This window comes from Streptomyces griseoviridis, assembly GCF_005222485.1.
GTDB classification, from domain to species: Bacteria; Actinomycetota; Actinomycetes; order Streptomycetales; family Streptomycetaceae; genus Streptomyces; species Streptomyces hintoniae.
In genome coordinates, this window is sequence record NZ_CP029078.1 from 3,547,234 (window position 1) to 3,561,091 (window position 13,858).

Here is a 13,858-nt window from a genome sequence, read left to right on the forward strand (position 1 = left end):
ACCGACGCGCGCGCCCTGTGCCGAACCGCCGGACGGGACCCCTGCCGGATGCCCCCGAGCCGGAGGGCTACGCCCCCAGCGCCCGTGACACCGTGTAGATCAGCAGTCCCGCCAGTGATCCCACCACCGTGCCATTGATCCGGATGAACTGCAGGTCGCGGCCGATGTGCGCCTCGATCTTCCGGGTGGTGTGCTCGGCGTCCCAGCCCGCCACCGTGTCCGTGATCAGGGACGTGATCTCCCCGCGGTAGGTGGTGACGACGTACACCGCCGCGCCCTCCACCCAGCCGTCCACCTTGGCCTGGAGCTTGGCGTCCTGGGCCATCCGGGTGCCGAGCGAGAGCAGCGAGGCCCGCACCCGCAGGCGCAGCTCGCTGCGTTCGTCCTCGGCCGCCGAGACGATCATGGATCGTACGGCCGTCCAGGCGGACGCGATCAGGTCCTGGACCTCGCCGCGGCCCAGCACCTCGCCCTTGAGCCGCTCGACGCGCGCCCGGGTGTCCGTGTCGGACTGGAGGTCGGTGGCGAAGTCGGCGAGGAAGCGGTCGAGGGCGCCGCGCGCGGGGTGGCTGGGCATGTCGCGCATCTCGGTGACGAAGCGCAGCAGCTCCTTGTAGACGCGCTCGCCGACCCGCTTGTCGACGAACCGCGGTGTCCAGCCGGGCGCCCCGCCCTGGACGGCGTCCATGACCTGCTCGTCGTGGAGGACGAGCCAGTCGTGCGCGCGGGCGACGACCAGGTCGACGACGCGCCGGTGGCCGCCGTCGGCGACGACCCGGTCCAGCATCTTGCCGATGCCGGGCGCGATCTCCTGGGCGTCGGCCCTGCGGGTGATCGCCTCGCCGACCACGGCCTGGACGTCCGAGTCCCGCAGGACGGTCAGGGCGCCCCGCAGCGCCGCCGACAGCTCGGCCGTCACCCGGTCGGCGTGGTCGGGGTCGGCGAGCCAGGTGCCGAGTCGGCCGCCGATGCCGACGGCCCGCAGCCGCCCGCGCACGACGTCCTCGGAGAGGAAGTTCTCGCCGACGAACTCGCCCAGGGAGACGCCGAGCTGGTCCTTCTTGGTGGGGATGATCGCGGTGTGCGGGATCGGCAGGCCGAGCGGATGCCTGAAGAGGGCCGTGACGGCGAACCAGTCGGCCAGCGCGCCGACCATGCCGGCCTCGGCCGCCGCGGCGACATACCCGGCCCAGGGGCCCGCCCCGGAGTTCTGCGCCCACTTGGCGAGGACGTACACGACCGCGACGAACAGCAGCAGGCCGGACGCGGTGAGCTTCATGCGGCGCACCCCGCGCTGCTTCTCCTCGTCCGCCGCGCTGAACGTCGTCATCGTGCGGACGGCGGACGCGGACACGCCACCGTCACCATCGCCGTCGCCGTCGCCACCACCCTCACCGCCGCCGGGACCGCGCCCGCCACCCGCACCGCCGCCGTCGCCCTCACCGCTGCCACGGCCGTGCCCGCCGCCGTGGCCGTGTCCGGCGCGGTCGTCTTCCCCGGGTGCGGGGCGGGCCGTCCCGTCCCCGTCGTTCGTGCCGGTTCGTTCTGGTTCCGTACGTTCCATCCACTCCACCCGTTCGTGATCCCGTGCACACATTGTCCCTTCCTGACCGACTCCTGGAACGGAACAGGAGTTCCCGGCGTCATGCTGGAGGGGGAGCTCATCCGTGAACTCCGGTGGCCCAATGGGGGGTCCTGTTCTCTTACCCCTCATCCCATGACGCATCATGGGATGATCACATCGGAGCCTGGGGCTCCCGTTCGCTCGAGGAGACACGCACCGCATGACCAGGCGTCACGGTTATGCCCTGCTTTCCGCGATCATCGCGCTGGTCGTGGGCCTGTCGGCCGCCATATACGCAGGGGCAGCGGCCAAGGACGACGGTGGCGACACCGGCAGGAGCAGCCTCACCAGAGGCGGCAGGCCCCACAACTCCGCCGCACCCGCCTCCACCGGCACCTGGGTCGGCGCCTGGTCCGCGTCCCCGGCGGGCGCCGAACCCGGCACCGAGACCGAGGGCTACGCGGGACGCTCCCTCCGCAACGTCGTGCACACCGCCATCGGCGGCACCAGCGCCCGCGTCACCCTCTCCAACCTCTACGGCCAGTCGGCGCTGACCATCGGGCACGCCACCATCGCCGTGGCCGCCGGCTCCTCCACCGCCTCCGCCGCCCCGACCACCATGCGACGGCTGACCTTCGACGGCGCCACCGCGGTCGTCGTCCCGGCCGGACAGCAGGTGCTCAGCGACGCCGTGCGGATACTCGTCCCGCACGACAGCGACCTCCTCGTCACCACCTACTCCCCCACCCCCTCGGGCCCGGTCACCTACCACCCGCACGCCCGGCAGCTCTCCTACCTCGCCGAAGGCGACCTCACCGAGGACGTGACCGGCGCCGCGTACACCGAGCAGACCCCGTACTGGCGCTACCTGACCTCGCTCGACGTGCTCAGCAACGACTCCGACGGCACCGTGGTCGCCTTCGGCGACTCCCTCACCGACGGCATCACCTCCACCGTCAACACCAACCGGCGCTGGACCGACGTCCTCTCCGAGCGGCTGCGCACCGCCATCGAGTCCGGCCGCGACCTGCCCCGCTACAGCGTCGTCAACGAGGGCATCAGCGGCAACCAGATCCTCGCCGACGGCCTCGGCCGCCCCGCCGACAACCAGAACGGCCTCGGACGCTTCCCCCGCGACGTGCTCGGCCGCACCAACGTGAAGGTCGTCGTCATCGACCTCGGCGTCAACGACATCCTGCGCAACCCGCGGCTCGCCGACCCCGACAAGATCACCGGAGGGCTGCGCGCCCTGGTCGGGCAGGCGCACGCCCGGGGCATCAAGGTGATCGGCGCGACCCTCATGCCGTTCCAGGGCCACCGCGGCTACACCCCCGCCCGCGAGAGTGTCCGTCAGCAGGTCAACGCGGTCATCAGGGCGGGGAAGGTCTTCGACGAGGTCGTCGACTTCGACCGGGCGCTGCGCGACCCCTTCGACCCGCGCAGGCTGCGGCCCGAGTACGACTCCGGGGACCACCTCCACCCCAGCGACAAGGGCTACGCCCGGATGGCCAGCGCCTTCGACCTCAACAGCCTCAAGGGCTCGGCCCCGGCGGAGCTGTAGAGCGCGGCGACGAGGGGGAGAAACGGGGGCGGGGGCGGGGTGCTGTCGTCGCGCCCCCGCCCCCGCCCCCGCCTTCTCCGCCTACGTCGCTTCCCCGTCTTCTCCGTCTTCTCCGGCGACGTCGTTCAACGGTCCCCGAACCGCCGTCTGTCGCGCTCCTCGCGGCGCTCCCGGTGGCGTTCACGGCGCTCCTCGTGCCGTTCCCTGCGCTCCTCGTGGCGGTCGCGCAGCAGATCACGGCGGCCCTCGACCATGCGCCGGTGGGCGTCCGCGCGGGAGGACCCGGAGAGTTCGCGCGCCGCCGCCCTGCGGTCCAGCTTCTCCTGCCTGCGCTCCTCCTTCAGGCGCTGCCGCTCGGCCTTCGTCACCTTGCGCTCGATGCCCACCCCGCCCCAGAACGCGAACCCGGTGACGGTCACGCGCGGCGCCCCCGGGTCGCCCGGCACGCCCTCCTCGCGGCTGTCGAAGCCGCCCATGATGCCCACGCCCCGCACCACGACCGTGACGCCGGGCGGCACGATCACATTCAACCCGCCCATGATCGCGACGCAGTTGATCTGGACCTCGTGGTCCGCGAAGTTCGCCTCGCGCAGGTCGATCTCGCCGCCGCCCCAGAAGGCGAGGCAGTTGAACCGCTTCGGCATCGTCCAGCGGCCCCGGCGCTGGAAGCCCGACATCACCGCGACCGCCCACGACGAGGCATGCTCGCCCCCGACCACCCGGCTCGCCCAACTGCCTTCCGGCGCCTGGTCCTTGAGCAGCGAGACCGACGGATACGAGGGACCCGACGAGGCCCGCGGAAGCGGCGCGACCGGCACCCCGGGCACCGGCAGATCCCGGGTGAGCGGCGTCAACTCGCCGTAGGTGCGGGCCCGGTAGGTGGCCTCAAGGCGCTCCTCGAACTCCTCCATGTCGAGCCGGCCCTCCGCGAGGGCGTCCCGCAGGATCTCGGCGACCCGTTCACGGTCGGCGTCGGAAGCCCGGAGCTCCGGTACTTGGTCGTCGGTCATGCTCAGCAGCCTACGAGTTCCCCCGGCCGTCGGCTACGAGACCGGTTTCCTCCGGATCAGCCGCCCCACCGGCACCGCCCTCGTACATCCTGGCGATCACCGCCTCGATGTCGGGCTCCCGCACCGAGAGGTCCACCAGCGGGTACCGGGCGGCGATGTGCGCCACCAACGGCGCCGCCGACTCCGCCGCCGGGAACGCCAGCCACTGCCGCGGCCCCTCCACCCGCACCACCCGCGCGGGCGGCGCCTCGATCGGCGGCGTCTCGCGCTCCAGGTCGACGACCAGGGTCCGCTCGCTCTCCCCCACCTCGTGCAGCCCGGCCTGCGGCCCGTCGTACATCAGCCGCCCGTGGTCGATGACCATCACCCGGGAGCAGAGCTGCTCGATGTCCTGGAGGTCGTGGGTGGTCAGCAGCACCGTGGTGCCGCGCTCGGCGTTCAGATCGCGCAGGAAGCCCCGCACCCTGGCCTTGGAGATGACGTCGAGGCCGATCGTCGGCTCGTCCAGGTACAGCACCTCGGGGTCGTGCAGCAGCGCCGCCGCGATGTCGCCGCGCATCCGCTGCCCCAGCGAGAGCTGCCGGACGGGGGTCTCCAACAGCTCGGCCAGTTCGAGGAGTTCGACGCAGCGGTCGAGGTTCTCCCGGTACCGGGCGTCCGGGATGCGGTACATGCGGTGCATCAGCCGGTAGGAGTCGATCAGCGGGAGGTCCCACCAGAGGGTGGTGCGCTGGCCGAAGACCACGCCGATCCGGTGCGCGAGCCGCATCCGTTCCCGGGCGGGGTCGATGCCCGCGACCCGCAGCCGGCCGCCGCTGGGCGTCAGGATGCCGGTCAGCATCTTGATGGTCGTCGACTTCCCCGCGCCGTTCGGCCCGATGTAGCCGACCATCTCGCCGCGCGCCACCGTGAAGGAGATCGCGTCGACGGCCCGCACCTGGCGCAGCTCCCGCTTGAGGAAGCCGGTCCTGCGACGCACGTCGAAGACCTTCTCGACCCGGTCGAGTTCGATGAAGGCCCGGTCGCCGTCGCTGAAGTCCCTGCTGTCACTGTCCACTTGAGCGCTAACTCCCTGTACTCCGGTACGACCTCAGTCCCGCCCGCCACGCCAGCCCCGCCAGCGCCAGGCACGCCCCCGACACCAGCGGCGGCATGAACGCCACCCACCCCGGCAGCTCCAGCGGCAGCGGGCGCCCCAACAGATAGGCCGCCGGGACCCAGTTGACGAAGGCCAGCGGCAGCACGAACGTCACCCCCCGCACCAGCTCGCGCCCGAACACCGTCGGCGGGTACTGGAGCAGCGTCGTCCCGCCGTAGGTGAACGCGTTCTGCACCTCGGAGGCGTCCTGCGCCACGAACTGGAAGGCCGCGCCCGCCACGAACACCGCGCAGAAGATCCCCGCGCCGCTCACCAGCGCCACCGGCAGCAGCAGCGCCTTCAGCGGCGTCCAGGCGATGTCGACGGCGGTCAGCGCGTACCCCAGGACCAGCGCGCCCTGCATGACCCGCCCGAGCCTGCGCAGCGCGAACCGGTCGGCGGCGACCTGCGCGAGCACCGGCGCGGGCCGCACCAGCAGGGTGTCGAGGGTGCCGTCCCGCACCCGCTGCCCGAGCCGCTCCATCGAGCCGGTCACCAGGTCGGCGAGCCCGAACGCGACGCACGACATCCCGTACAGGAAGGCCACCTCGGGCAGCGGCCAGCCGCCGAGCACGTCGACCCGCGAGAACATCAGCAGGATCGTGACGAAATCGAGGCCGGTCGTCACGAAGTTGGTCGCCGCGGTCAGCACGAAGGACGTCCGGTACGCCATCGTCGAGCGGATCCACATCGCGATGATCAGGCCGTACGCCCGCAGCCCGACCGCCGCGCGGGCGCGCGTCCCACCGCGCGTCCCTGACCCGTCGGATTCGGCCGCGGCGCCGGGCCGCTCCACCGTCTCAGCCACCCTGCACGACCACCCTCCGGGTCGCCGCCGACTGCACGAGGCGCCCGAGCGCCAGCAGCGCCACCGCCCACGCGCCCTGGAAGGCGAAGGTGCTCCACAGCCCGGCCTCGCCGAGCAGCACGTCAGCGGGCCGCTGGAGCAGCGACGACCACGGCAGCACCCTGACGACGTCGCCGAGCGGCCCGGGGAACACGTTCAGCGGGAGCGTCATCCCGGAGGCGAACATCCCGGCGAGCAGGGTGATCTGCGACACACCCGTGCCGTCCAGGAGCCAGAACGTGGAGAGCGCCACCAGATAGCGGATCGCGAAGCTGACGACCATCCCGAGGACCACCGCCACCAGGAATCCGGCCCAGGTCGTCCACGCGCCGGGCAGCGCCATCGGGAACACCAGCGCGCCGAAGAGGAACGGCAGCACCCCCCGTCCGATCAGCTCGAACCCGGCCCGCCCCAGGTCGGAGGCGAGCCACCACAGCTGGAGGTCGGCCGGGCGGTACAGGTCGACCGCGATGTCCCCGGTCCTGATCCGCTCCATCAGCTCCGCCTCGACCCGGCTGCCGCCGATCGCGAGCGTCGAAAGGAGCGCCTGCCCCACCCACACATAGGTGATCGCCTGCGTCCTGTCGTACCCCCCGAGGTGGGGTTTCTCGTCCCAGAGGGCGATGTACGTGTACACCAGGATCAGCCCGAACACCGTGTTCGTGAACACCCCGGCGGCGGTGGCGACCCGGTAGGTCGCGTACCGTCTGAATCCGCCCGCCGCGACGGCCGTGTACAACCGTCCCGAGCCCATCCAGAAACCCTCCCAGGCCGCTTCGACACCGAAGCGCAGGAGCATAGTCCGCAGGTGGTGACGTACGCCACGGGTTTTTCGGACCGGAAGCGTGCCGGAATCAGGGAACGGAACGCTCGGTGCGAGAGTCTTCAGGAGGGGGCGCAGTGGCGTTACGAGGGCGTACGAGAACGTACGACGCGAATCAGGAGTCCGTGCACGCATGAGTGACGAGCAGCAGCCGGCCGAGGGCTGGGCACCGAGAGAGCCGCAGGCTGCCGAGGAGGGGGACGGGAAGAAGCCCAAGCGGCCCAAGCGCACCGGGTGGCGCCGGATCTTCCCGACCTGGCGCATGGTGCTGGCCACCGTGGTGCTCGGGGCACTCCTCCTGGTCGGCCTCTTCTTCCTGGGCTACTCGCTGGTGAAGATCCCGCCGGCCAACGCGCTTGCCATGAAGCAGAGCAACGTCTACCTGTACGCGGACGGTTCACAGCTCGCCCGTGACGGCGAGGTCAACCGGGAGAACGTGGGTCTGGCGCAGGTCTCCAAGAACGCCCAGCACGCCGTGCTCGCCGCCGAGGACCGGGACTTCTACACCGAGTCCGCGATCGACGTGAAGGCGATGCTGCGGGCGGGCTGGAACACCGCGTTGGGCAAGGGCAAGCAGTCCGGTTCGACCATCACCCAGCAGTACGTGAAGAACTACTACCTGGGGCAGGAGCAGACCGTCACCCGCAAGGTGAAGGAGTTCTTCATCTCCATCAAGCTGGACCGCACGGAGTCCAAGGACAAGATCCTCGAGGGCTACCTCAACACCAGCTACTTCGGCCGCAACGCGTACGGCGTGCAGGCCGCCGCCCAGGCGTACTACGGCATGGACGCCACCGACCTGGACCCGGCGCACGCCGCGTACCTGGCCGCGCTGGTGAACGCGCCGAGCGAGTACGACGTCGTCGCCCACCCGGAGAACAAGCCGGCGGCGCTGGCCCGCTGGAACTACGTCCTGGACGGCATGGTCAAGAAGGGCTGGCTGAGCGAGGCCAAGCGGACCGGGCTGAAGTTCCCGATGCCGAAGGAGCAGACGATCTCCACGGGCCTGTCGGGGCAGCGCGGCTACATCGTCGACGCGATCAAGGACTACCTCACCGAGAACAAGGTCGTCGACAAGGAGGAGCTGGAGGCGGGCGGCTACCGCATCACCACCACGCTGGACAAGGCCAAGCAGGACGCCTTCGTCGAGGCGGTCGACGACCAGGTGATGAAGAAGCTCGACAAGAAGGGCAACAAGGTCGACACCTACGTCCGCGCGGGCGGCGCCTCCGTCGACCCGAAGACCGGCAAGGTCGTCGCGATGTACGGCGGCGTCGACTACGTGCAGCAGTACACCAACGGCGCGACCCGCGGCGACTTCCAGGTCGGCTCCACCTTCAAGCCGTTCGTGTTCACCTCGGCCGTGCAGAACGACTCGCAGACCCAGAGCGGCCAGACGATCAGCCCGAACACCTACTACGACGGCACCAACAAGCGTCCCGTGCAGGGCTGGAACGGCGGCCCCTACGCCCCGGAGAACGAGGACGACGTCTCCTACGGCCGGATCACCGTGCGCACCGCCACCGACAAGTCCGTCAACTCGGTGTACGCGCAGATGGCCGCCGACGTCGGCCCCGCCAAGGTCAAGAAGACCGCGATCGACCTCGGCATCCCGGCCGACACCCCGGACCTCAGCCCCGGCCCGTCCATCGCGCTCGGCACCGCGACCGCCAGTGTCCTGGACATGGCGGAGTCGTACGCGACGCTCGCCAACCACGGCAAGCGCGGCACGTACACGATGATCGAGTCGATCACCCGGGACGGCAAGGACACCATCGAGCTGCCCGCCCGCGACGTCCACCAGGCCGTCAGCCGCGAGGCCGCCGACACCACCACCTCCATCCTGCGGAGCGTCGTCGAGAACGGCACGGCGAGCGCCGCGCAGGCCGCAGGCCGCCCCGCCGCGGGCAAGACCGGTACCGCGGAGGAGGACAAGGCCGCCTGGTTCGCCGGGTACACGCCCGACCTCGCGACCGTCGTCGCCGTCATGGGCCAGGACCCGGTGACCGCACAGCACCGGCCGCTGTACGGCGCGATGGGCCTGGCCCGCGTCAACGGCGGCGGGCCGCCCGCCGCGATCTGGGCGCAGTACACGAAGGCCGCGCTGAAGGGCAAGGCGGTGAAGGACTTCGACCTCCAGCTCCAGCAGGGCGCCGACCAGGTCGCGCCGCCGTCCGAGGAGCCCTCGGCCCCCGGCACCGGCGACAACGGCGGCAGCACCGACGGCGGCCAGGGCGACCAGGGCGGCACCGAGGGCCAGGGCGACGGCGGCGCGGCCACCGGCGGCGGCGCCACCACGGACGGCACCACCGGCTCCACCCCCGGCGGCGGCACCCCCACCGACGGCGGCACCGACACCACGGGCGGCGCCACCGGCACCGACACCGGCGGCACCACCGGCACGACCGGCACGACCGGCACCACGGGCGGGACCGGCGGGACCACCACGGGCGGCGACACCGGCGGGACGACGGGCGCCACCACCGGAGGCACCGGGGGCACCGGCACCACCGGCACCGCGGCGGGCCCGCTGAGCACGGCCTTCAGGGAAGAGGAATACCCCGGTCAGTGACCGGAGGTCGCCTTCAGCCCCACGACGGCGACCAGCAGCAGGCAGACGAAGAAGATCCGGGCGGCGGTCGCGGGCTCACCCAGCACCACCATGCCGAGCACCGCCGCCCCGGCCGCGCCGATGCCCACCCAGACGCCGTAGGCGGTGCCGATGGGCAGGGTGCGGGTGGCGTAGGACAGCAGCAGCATGCTGGCGACGATGCCCGCGCCGGTGAAGAGGCTGGGGACCAGCCGGGTGAAGCCGTCGGTGTACTTCATACCGATCGACCAGCCGACCTCGAGCAGACCGGCGACGACGAGCAGAACCCAGGCCATGACAGGCACCTCCGAGACGTGACGGGTACGGGGTGCGTCGTCTTTGCCATGGTGCAGCCCGGTACGGCGCGTCTCGTCGGGTACCGTCCACGCTAGCAAAGAACATGCGAGAAGGGCCGGTGACGACGGTCACCGGCCCTTCTCGCGGGTCGTCTCAGAGGTAGAGCCCGGTCGAGTCCTCGGACCCCTCGAACCGGTCGGCGGCCACGGCGTGCAGGTCGCGCTCGCGCATCAGCACGTACGGCACGCCCCGCACCTCGACCTCGGCCCGGTCCTCCGGGTCGTACAGGACCCGGTCGCCCGGCTCCACCGTGCGGACGTTCTGGCCGACGGCGACCACCTCGGCCCAGGCGAGCCGCCGGCCGACGGCCGCCGTCGCCGGGATCAGGATGCCGCCGCCTGACCGCCGTTCGCCCTCGCTGGCGTCCTGCCGGACGAGGACGCGGTCGTGCAGCATCCTGATGGGCAGCTTGTCGGGGTGGGTGCTGTGGTCGTCTCTGCTTGCGCTCACGCCCTGAACCTACCTGTCCTCGCCGCGTCCGTACGCCGCCGGGTCAGCCCTTGCGGCGCCGGGAGCCGAGGGCGAGCAGCCCCACGACACCGACGACCACGAGGGCCGCGGGGACGACACGTTCGAGCCGCGGCGCGCCCTCCTCGTCGACGAACTGGGCCCGCACCTGGCTCACCGCCCGGTTCACGCCGACGTAGGCGCGTCCGACCGTGTGATCGATGTTGCCGACGACCTTGGCCTTCGTGTCCCCGACGATCGTCTTGGGGTGCACGCGCACCCCGATCTCGTCGAGGGTCTCGGCCAGCACCTCGCGGCGGCGCTTGATGTCCGCCTCGATCTGCGCCGGGTTTCTGGTGTCCGACGTGTCCGCCACCGTTCGGCCTCCGAAGTCTTCTGTCGCTGCTCTCGGTTCTGGACAGTCTGTCAGTTCCTGCCGTCACCGCACGGTCAGGACCCCCGGTTACGCTGGCCCAATGAGCGAGCGACTCCAGACCGGGGACGTTGCCCCCGACTTCACCCTTCCCGACGCCGACGGCAACGAGGTGTCCCTGTCGGCCCACAAGGGCCGCAAGGTCATCGTCTACTTCTACCCCGCGGCCCTCACACCAGGCTGCACCAAGCAGGCCTGCGATTTCACCGACAACCTCGACCTGCTGGCGGGCGCCGGCTACGACGTCATCGGCATCAGCCCCGACAAGCCCGCGAAGCTGGCGAAGTTCCGCGAGCAGGAGTCCCTGAAGGTGACCCTCCTCGGCGACCCCGACAAGACGGTCCTCAAGTCCTACGGCGCCTTCGGCGAGAAGAAGCTGTACGGCAAGACGGTCGTCGGCGTCATCCGCTCCACGGTGGTGGTGGACGAGGAGGGCAAGGTGGAACGAGCCCTGTACAACGTGAAGGCGACCGGCCACGTGGCAAAGATCATCAAGGACCTGGGGATCTGAGCGACGTCAGCCCCCTCCCCCGACGGCCCGCCCCGGACGCCCCTCCGGCGCGGGCCGCGCGCGTGACCGAGGACGGAGGGGGCCGCTCGGCGCGAGGCTGGCGCGTGCACCAGGGAACGCCTGGAGAGGGCGGCGCGCGGGGCACGGACACTGCCAGAGGCGCTGGAACGGCTGGGGGCTGACCCCGGCAGCAGCACCCGCCGTCAGGAGGCGGTCCGTGCCCCGACGGTCACGCGGTCACCCGTACCTGGTGCCGGGGCGGCAGAAGGCGGTGAGCGGCTCCCGGTACGATGTCGGACGGCTGGCGGCGGTGGCGCAATGGCGACGCAGCAGACTTAGGATCTGTGGCCCTTGATCGGGCTTGAGGGTTCGAATCCCTTCCGCCGCACAGGAACGGCCTGCGTATCGTCCATCGATGCGCAGGCCGTCTCTCGTGCCGCGTCTCAGCCCACCAGTTCCCGCACCACGGGCACCAGTGCCCGGAACGCCTTGCCCCGGTGGCTGATCGCGTTCTTCTCCGCCGGGGTCAGTTCCGCGCAGGTGCGCGTCTCGCCCTCGGGCTGGAGGATCGGGTCGTAGCCGAAGCCGTTGGTGCCGGACGGCTCGGTGCGCAGGGCGCCGAGGAGGCGGCCCTCGACCACGCGTTCGGTGCCGTCCGGGAGGGCCAGCGCCGCCGCGCAGGCGAAGTGGGCCGCGCGGTGCTCGGCGGCGATGTCCGAGAGCTGGGCCAGGAGCAGGTCGAGGTTGGCCCGGTCGTCGCCGTGGCGTCCCGCCCAGCGGGCGGAGAAGATGCCGGGGGCGCCGTTGAGGACGTCGACGCAGAGCCCCGAGTCGTCGGCGACGGCGGGCAGGCCGGTGGCCTGGGCGAGGGCGTGGGCCTTGAGGAGGGCGTTCTCGGCGAAGGTCACGCCGGTCTCGCGGACGTCGGGGATCTCGGGGTAGGCGTCCGCGCCGACCAGGTCGTGCGGGAGCCCGGCCTCGGCGAGGATCGCCCTCAGCTCGGTGATCTTTCCGGCGTTACGGGTGGCGAGGATGAGGCGGCTGGTCATGGGGACCAGTATTCCGGTCCTCCTGGGCGGGACCGGACGGGGGCAGCGAAGGGTGCGGCTTCCTCTCCGTCCCTCACGGGCCTTCCCTCCCCCACGGGCCGTTTCCCTCCCTCACGGGCCGTTCGGCCCGGGTTCGGGGCCGAGGCTGAGTCCGGGTTCGGGACCGGGTCCGGTCCCAGGGCCGGACGGGTCGGGCACCGTCCCCGTCCCCGTCCGCCCGCCCGCCGCGCCTACGCCGTGCAGACCTTCGTCAGTTCGCCCGCCGCGTCCGTGACCGGGCTGACGTCCGGGGTGTTGTCGCCGTTCCGCACGGCCGTGCGGACGTTGTCCACCGCGTCGCCGAGGCTTTCGACCGCCTTGTTGACGTCGGCGTTGTCGGTCTTGTCGCCTATCTTGGCGAGGTCCTTGTCGATGGAGGCGAGGGACTCGTCGAGCTGGCCCGGGTCGTTCGACGCGTTCTCCACGGCCTGCTGGAGGCGGGTCACGCTGTCGGCGATGGTGTCGGCGGTCTGGACGCAGTCCAGGGCCTTGTCGACGGCGTCGCAGCCGGTGGTCACTCCCGCGGTCAGGGCGACGGCCGCCACGGCGGCGGCGGTGACGGCGAAACGACGACGGCGGCTCACGGCCATGGCGGTGTTCCCTCCCCTTTGTCCAGGCCCCCCTGGGCCCCCGTGATCTGGTCGGGCGCACGGTGGTGTGCCGTGCGCCCGCACTGGCGAAGACGCGGTGCCGGCCACGGGGGCTGCCCCCGCGGCCGGCCTTTCTTGGTGTTTCCTTTACTTTCCGAGGACGCCTTCGAGGGCGGCCCGCTGGGCGGCCGCGAGGTCGGCGCAGCCGACGACGGCGAGATCGAGCAGGGAGTTCAGCTCGTCGCGGGCGAACGGCTCGGCCTCGGCGGTGCCCTGGACCTCGACGAACCGCCCGTCGCCGGTGCAGACGACGTTCATGTCGGTGTCGGCCTTCACGTCCTCCTCGTAGCAGAGGTCGAGGAGCGGGACGCCGCCGACGATGCCGACGGAGACCGCGGAGACCGTGCCGACCAGGGGGCGCCTGCCGTGCTTGACGAGCTTGCGCTCCTGCGCCCAGGTGACGGCGTCGGCGAGTGCGACGTACGCGCCGGTGATGGCGGCGGTGCGGGTGCCGCCGTCGGCCTGGAGGACGTCGCAGTCGAGGACGATGGTGTTCTCGCCGAGCGCCTTGTAGTCGACGACGGCGCGCAGCGAGCGGCCGATGAGGCGGGAGATCTCGTGGGTGCGGCCGCCGATGCGGCCCTTCACGGACTCCCGGTCGCCGCGGGAGTTGGTGGCGCGGGGGAGCATGGAGTACTCGGCGGTGACCCAGCCCTCGCCGCTGCCCTTGCGCCAGCGGGGGACGCCTTCGGTGACGGTGGCGGTGCAGAAGACCTTGGTGTCGCCGAAGGAGACGAGGACGGAGCCCTCGGCGTGCTTGCTCCAGCCGCGTTCGATGGTGACAGGGCGGAGCTGTTCGGGCGTGCGGCCGTCGATTCGAGACATGGCGACGAGCCTAT

14 protein-coding genes and 1 tRNA gene are annotated in these 13,858 nt (G+C 71.6%); 4 read left to right on the top strand and 11 right to left on the bottom strand.

From position 1 onward, the window contains the following. Positions 1-67: 67 nt before the first annotated feature. Positions 68-1,564: a DUF445 domain-containing protein gene (locus DDJ31_RS14895; protein WP_240678198.1), complete on the bottom strand. Its 1,497-nt coding sequence runs from the start codon at positions 1,562-1,564 to the stop codon at positions 68-70. 220 nt (positions 1,565-1,784) lie between these two features. Here DDJ31_RS14895 and DDJ31_RS14900 point away from each other — a divergent pair, with 220 nt between their 5' ends. After that, positions 1,785-3,125: an SGNH/GDSL hydrolase family protein gene (locus DDJ31_RS14900; protein WP_127179799.1), complete on the top strand. Its 1,341-nt coding sequence runs from the start codon at positions 1,785-1,787 to the stop codon at positions 3,123-3,125. 125 nt (positions 3,126-3,250) lie between these two features. Here DDJ31_RS14900 and DDJ31_RS14905 read toward each other — a convergent pair whose 3' ends face one another. From DDJ31_RS14905 to DDJ31_RS14920, 4 genes are read right to left on the bottom strand one after another with little or no spacing between them, the layout of a single operon-like run. Then, the gene (locus DDJ31_RS14905; RefSeq protein WP_127179798.1) at positions 3,251-4,135 is read right to left on the bottom strand and encodes a DUF1707 SHOCT-like domain-containing protein; all 885 of its coding nucleotides are present in this window, start codon (positions 4,133-4,135) and stop codon (positions 3,251-3,253) included. A 10-nt stretch (positions 4,136-4,145) separates the two neighbouring features. Beyond that, positions 4,146-5,192 carry an ABC transporter ATP-binding protein gene (locus DDJ31_RS14910; RefSeq protein WP_171480829.1) on the bottom strand — a complete coding sequence of 349 codons (1,047 nt, stop codon included), beginning with the start codon at positions 5,190-5,192 and terminating at the stop codon, positions 4,146-4,148. 7 nt (positions 5,193-5,199) lie between these two features. After that, positions 5,200-6,081: an ABC transporter permease gene (locus tag DDJ31_RS14915; RefSeq protein WP_431028027.1), complete on the bottom strand. Its 882-nt coding sequence runs from the start codon at positions 6,079-6,081 to the stop codon at positions 5,200-5,202. Then, on the bottom strand, positions 6,074-6,874 hold the full coding sequence (locus DDJ31_RS14920) for an ABC transporter permease (protein WP_127182783.1): 801 nt from the start codon (positions 6,872-6,874) through the stop codon (positions 6,074-6,076). Before DDJ31_RS14920 ends, DDJ31_RS14915 begins: the two co-directional genes overlap by 8 nt. 202 nt (positions 6,875-7,076) lie before the next feature. Between DDJ31_RS14920 and DDJ31_RS14925 the strand changes: the two genes are divergently transcribed. Further along, positions 7,077-9,515, top strand: a complete 2,439-nt coding sequence (locus DDJ31_RS14925) for a transglycosylase domain-containing protein (protein ID WP_127179797.1) — start codon at positions 7,077-7,079, stop codon at positions 9,513-9,515. On the opposite strand, the gene sugE is transcribed toward DDJ31_RS14925, so the two are convergent. The 3 genes from sugE to DDJ31_RS14940 form a co-directional block, all read right to left on the bottom strand. After that, a complete protein-coding gene (sugE, locus tag DDJ31_RS14930) occupies positions 9,509-9,829 on the bottom strand; it encodes a quaternary ammonium compound efflux SMR transporter SugE (RefSeq protein WP_127179796.1) in 321 nt (106 codons plus the stop codon). The two genes, DDJ31_RS14925 and sugE, sit on opposite strands and share 7 nt — an antisense overlap. Before the next feature lie 154 nt (positions 9,830-9,983). Then, positions 9,984-10,286, bottom strand: coding sequence for a GroES family chaperonin (locus DDJ31_RS14935; protein WP_431029219.1), 303 nt, complete (start codon positions 10,284-10,286; stop codon positions 9,984-9,986). Between the two features lie 97 nt (positions 10,287-10,383). After that, positions 10,384-10,713 carry a DUF3618 domain-containing protein gene (locus DDJ31_RS14940; RefSeq protein WP_127179794.1) on the bottom strand — a complete coding sequence of 110 codons (330 nt, stop codon included), beginning with the start codon at positions 10,711-10,713 and terminating at the stop codon, positions 10,384-10,386. A 100-nt stretch (positions 10,714-10,813) separates the two neighbouring features. On the opposite strand from DDJ31_RS14940, the gene bcp reads away from it, so the two are divergent. Both bcp and DDJ31_RS14950 read left to right on the top strand, forming a co-directional pair. After that, a complete protein-coding gene (gene bcp / locus DDJ31_RS14945; protein WP_127179793.1) occupies positions 10,814-11,281 on the top strand; it encodes a thioredoxin-dependent thiol peroxidase in 468 nt (155 codons plus the stop codon). A gap of 304 nt (positions 11,282-11,585) precedes the next feature. Further along, positions 11,586-11,669: transfer RNA gene (locus tag DDJ31_RS14950), tRNA-Leu, on the top strand. A gap of 55 nt (positions 11,670-11,724) precedes the next feature. On the opposite strand, the gene rdgB is transcribed toward DDJ31_RS14950, so the two are convergent. The 3 genes from rdgB to rph all read right to left on the bottom strand — a co-directional run bounded on the left by rdgB (position 11,725) and on the right by rph (position 13,844). After that, positions 11,725-12,330, bottom strand: coding sequence for an RdgB/HAM1 family non-canonical purine NTP pyrophosphatase (gene rdgB, locus DDJ31_RS14955; protein ID WP_127179792.1), 606 nt, complete (start codon positions 12,328-12,330; stop codon positions 11,725-11,727). 230 nt (positions 12,331-12,560) lie between these two features. Beyond that, positions 12,561-12,959 (bottom strand): hypothetical protein, encoded by a 399-nt coding sequence (locus DDJ31_RS14960; protein WP_127179791.1) that lies wholly within the window; start codon positions 12,957-12,959, stop codon positions 12,561-12,563. Positions 12,960-13,106: 147 nt separating this feature from the next. Continuing rightward, positions 13,107-13,844, bottom strand: a complete 738-nt coding sequence (gene rph, locus DDJ31_RS14965) for a ribonuclease PH (protein WP_127179790.1) — start codon at positions 13,842-13,844, stop codon at positions 13,107-13,109. Positions 13,845-13,858: the final 14 nt, after the last annotated feature.

What these genes read in the sequence shown, in the direction of transcription:
- bcp (WP_127179793.1), top strand. Translation starts at nt 10,814, where the DNA reads ATGAGCGAGCGACTCCAGACCGGGGACGTTGCCCCCGACTTCACCCTT.
- DDJ31_RS14920 (WP_127182783.1), bottom strand. Translation starts at nt 6,874, where the DNA reads ATGGGCTCGGGACGGTTGTACACGGCCGTCGCGGCGGGCGGATTCAGA.
- sugE (WP_127179796.1), bottom strand. Translation starts at nt 9,829, where the DNA reads ATGGCCTGGGTTCTGCTCGTCGTCGCCGGTCTGCTCGAGGTCGGCTGG.
- DDJ31_RS14905 (WP_127179798.1), bottom strand. Translation starts at nt 4,135, where the DNA reads ATGACCGACGACCAAGTACCGGAGCTCCGGGCTTCCGACGCCGACCGT.
- DDJ31_RS14925 (WP_127179797.1), top strand. Translation starts at nt 7,077, where the DNA reads ATGAGTGACGAGCAGCAGCCGGCCGAGGGCTGGGCACCGAGAGAGCCG.
- DDJ31_RS14895 (WP_240678198.1), bottom strand. Translation starts at nt 1,564, where the DNA reads ATGGAACGTACGGAACCAGAACGAACCGGCACGAACGACGGGGACGGG.
- DDJ31_RS14900 (WP_127179799.1), top strand. Translation starts at nt 1,785, where the DNA reads ATGACCAGGCGTCACGGTTATGCCCTGCTTTCCGCGATCATCGCGCTG.
- DDJ31_RS14960 (WP_127179791.1), bottom strand. Translation starts at nt 12,959, where the DNA reads ATGGCCGTGAGCCGCCGTCGTCGTTTCGCCGTCACCGCCGCCGCCGTG.
- rph (WP_127179790.1), bottom strand. Translation starts at nt 13,844, where the DNA reads ATGTCTCGAATCGACGGCCGCACGCCCGAACAGCTCCGCCCTGTCACC.
- DDJ31_RS14935 (WP_431029219.1), bottom strand. Translation starts at nt 10,286, where the DNA reads ATGCTGCACGACCGCGTCCTCGTCCGGCAGGACGCCAGCGAGGGCGAA.
- rdgB (WP_127179792.1), bottom strand. Translation starts at nt 12,330, where the DNA reads ATGACCAGCCGCCTCATCCTCGCCACCCGTAACGCCGGAAAGATCACC.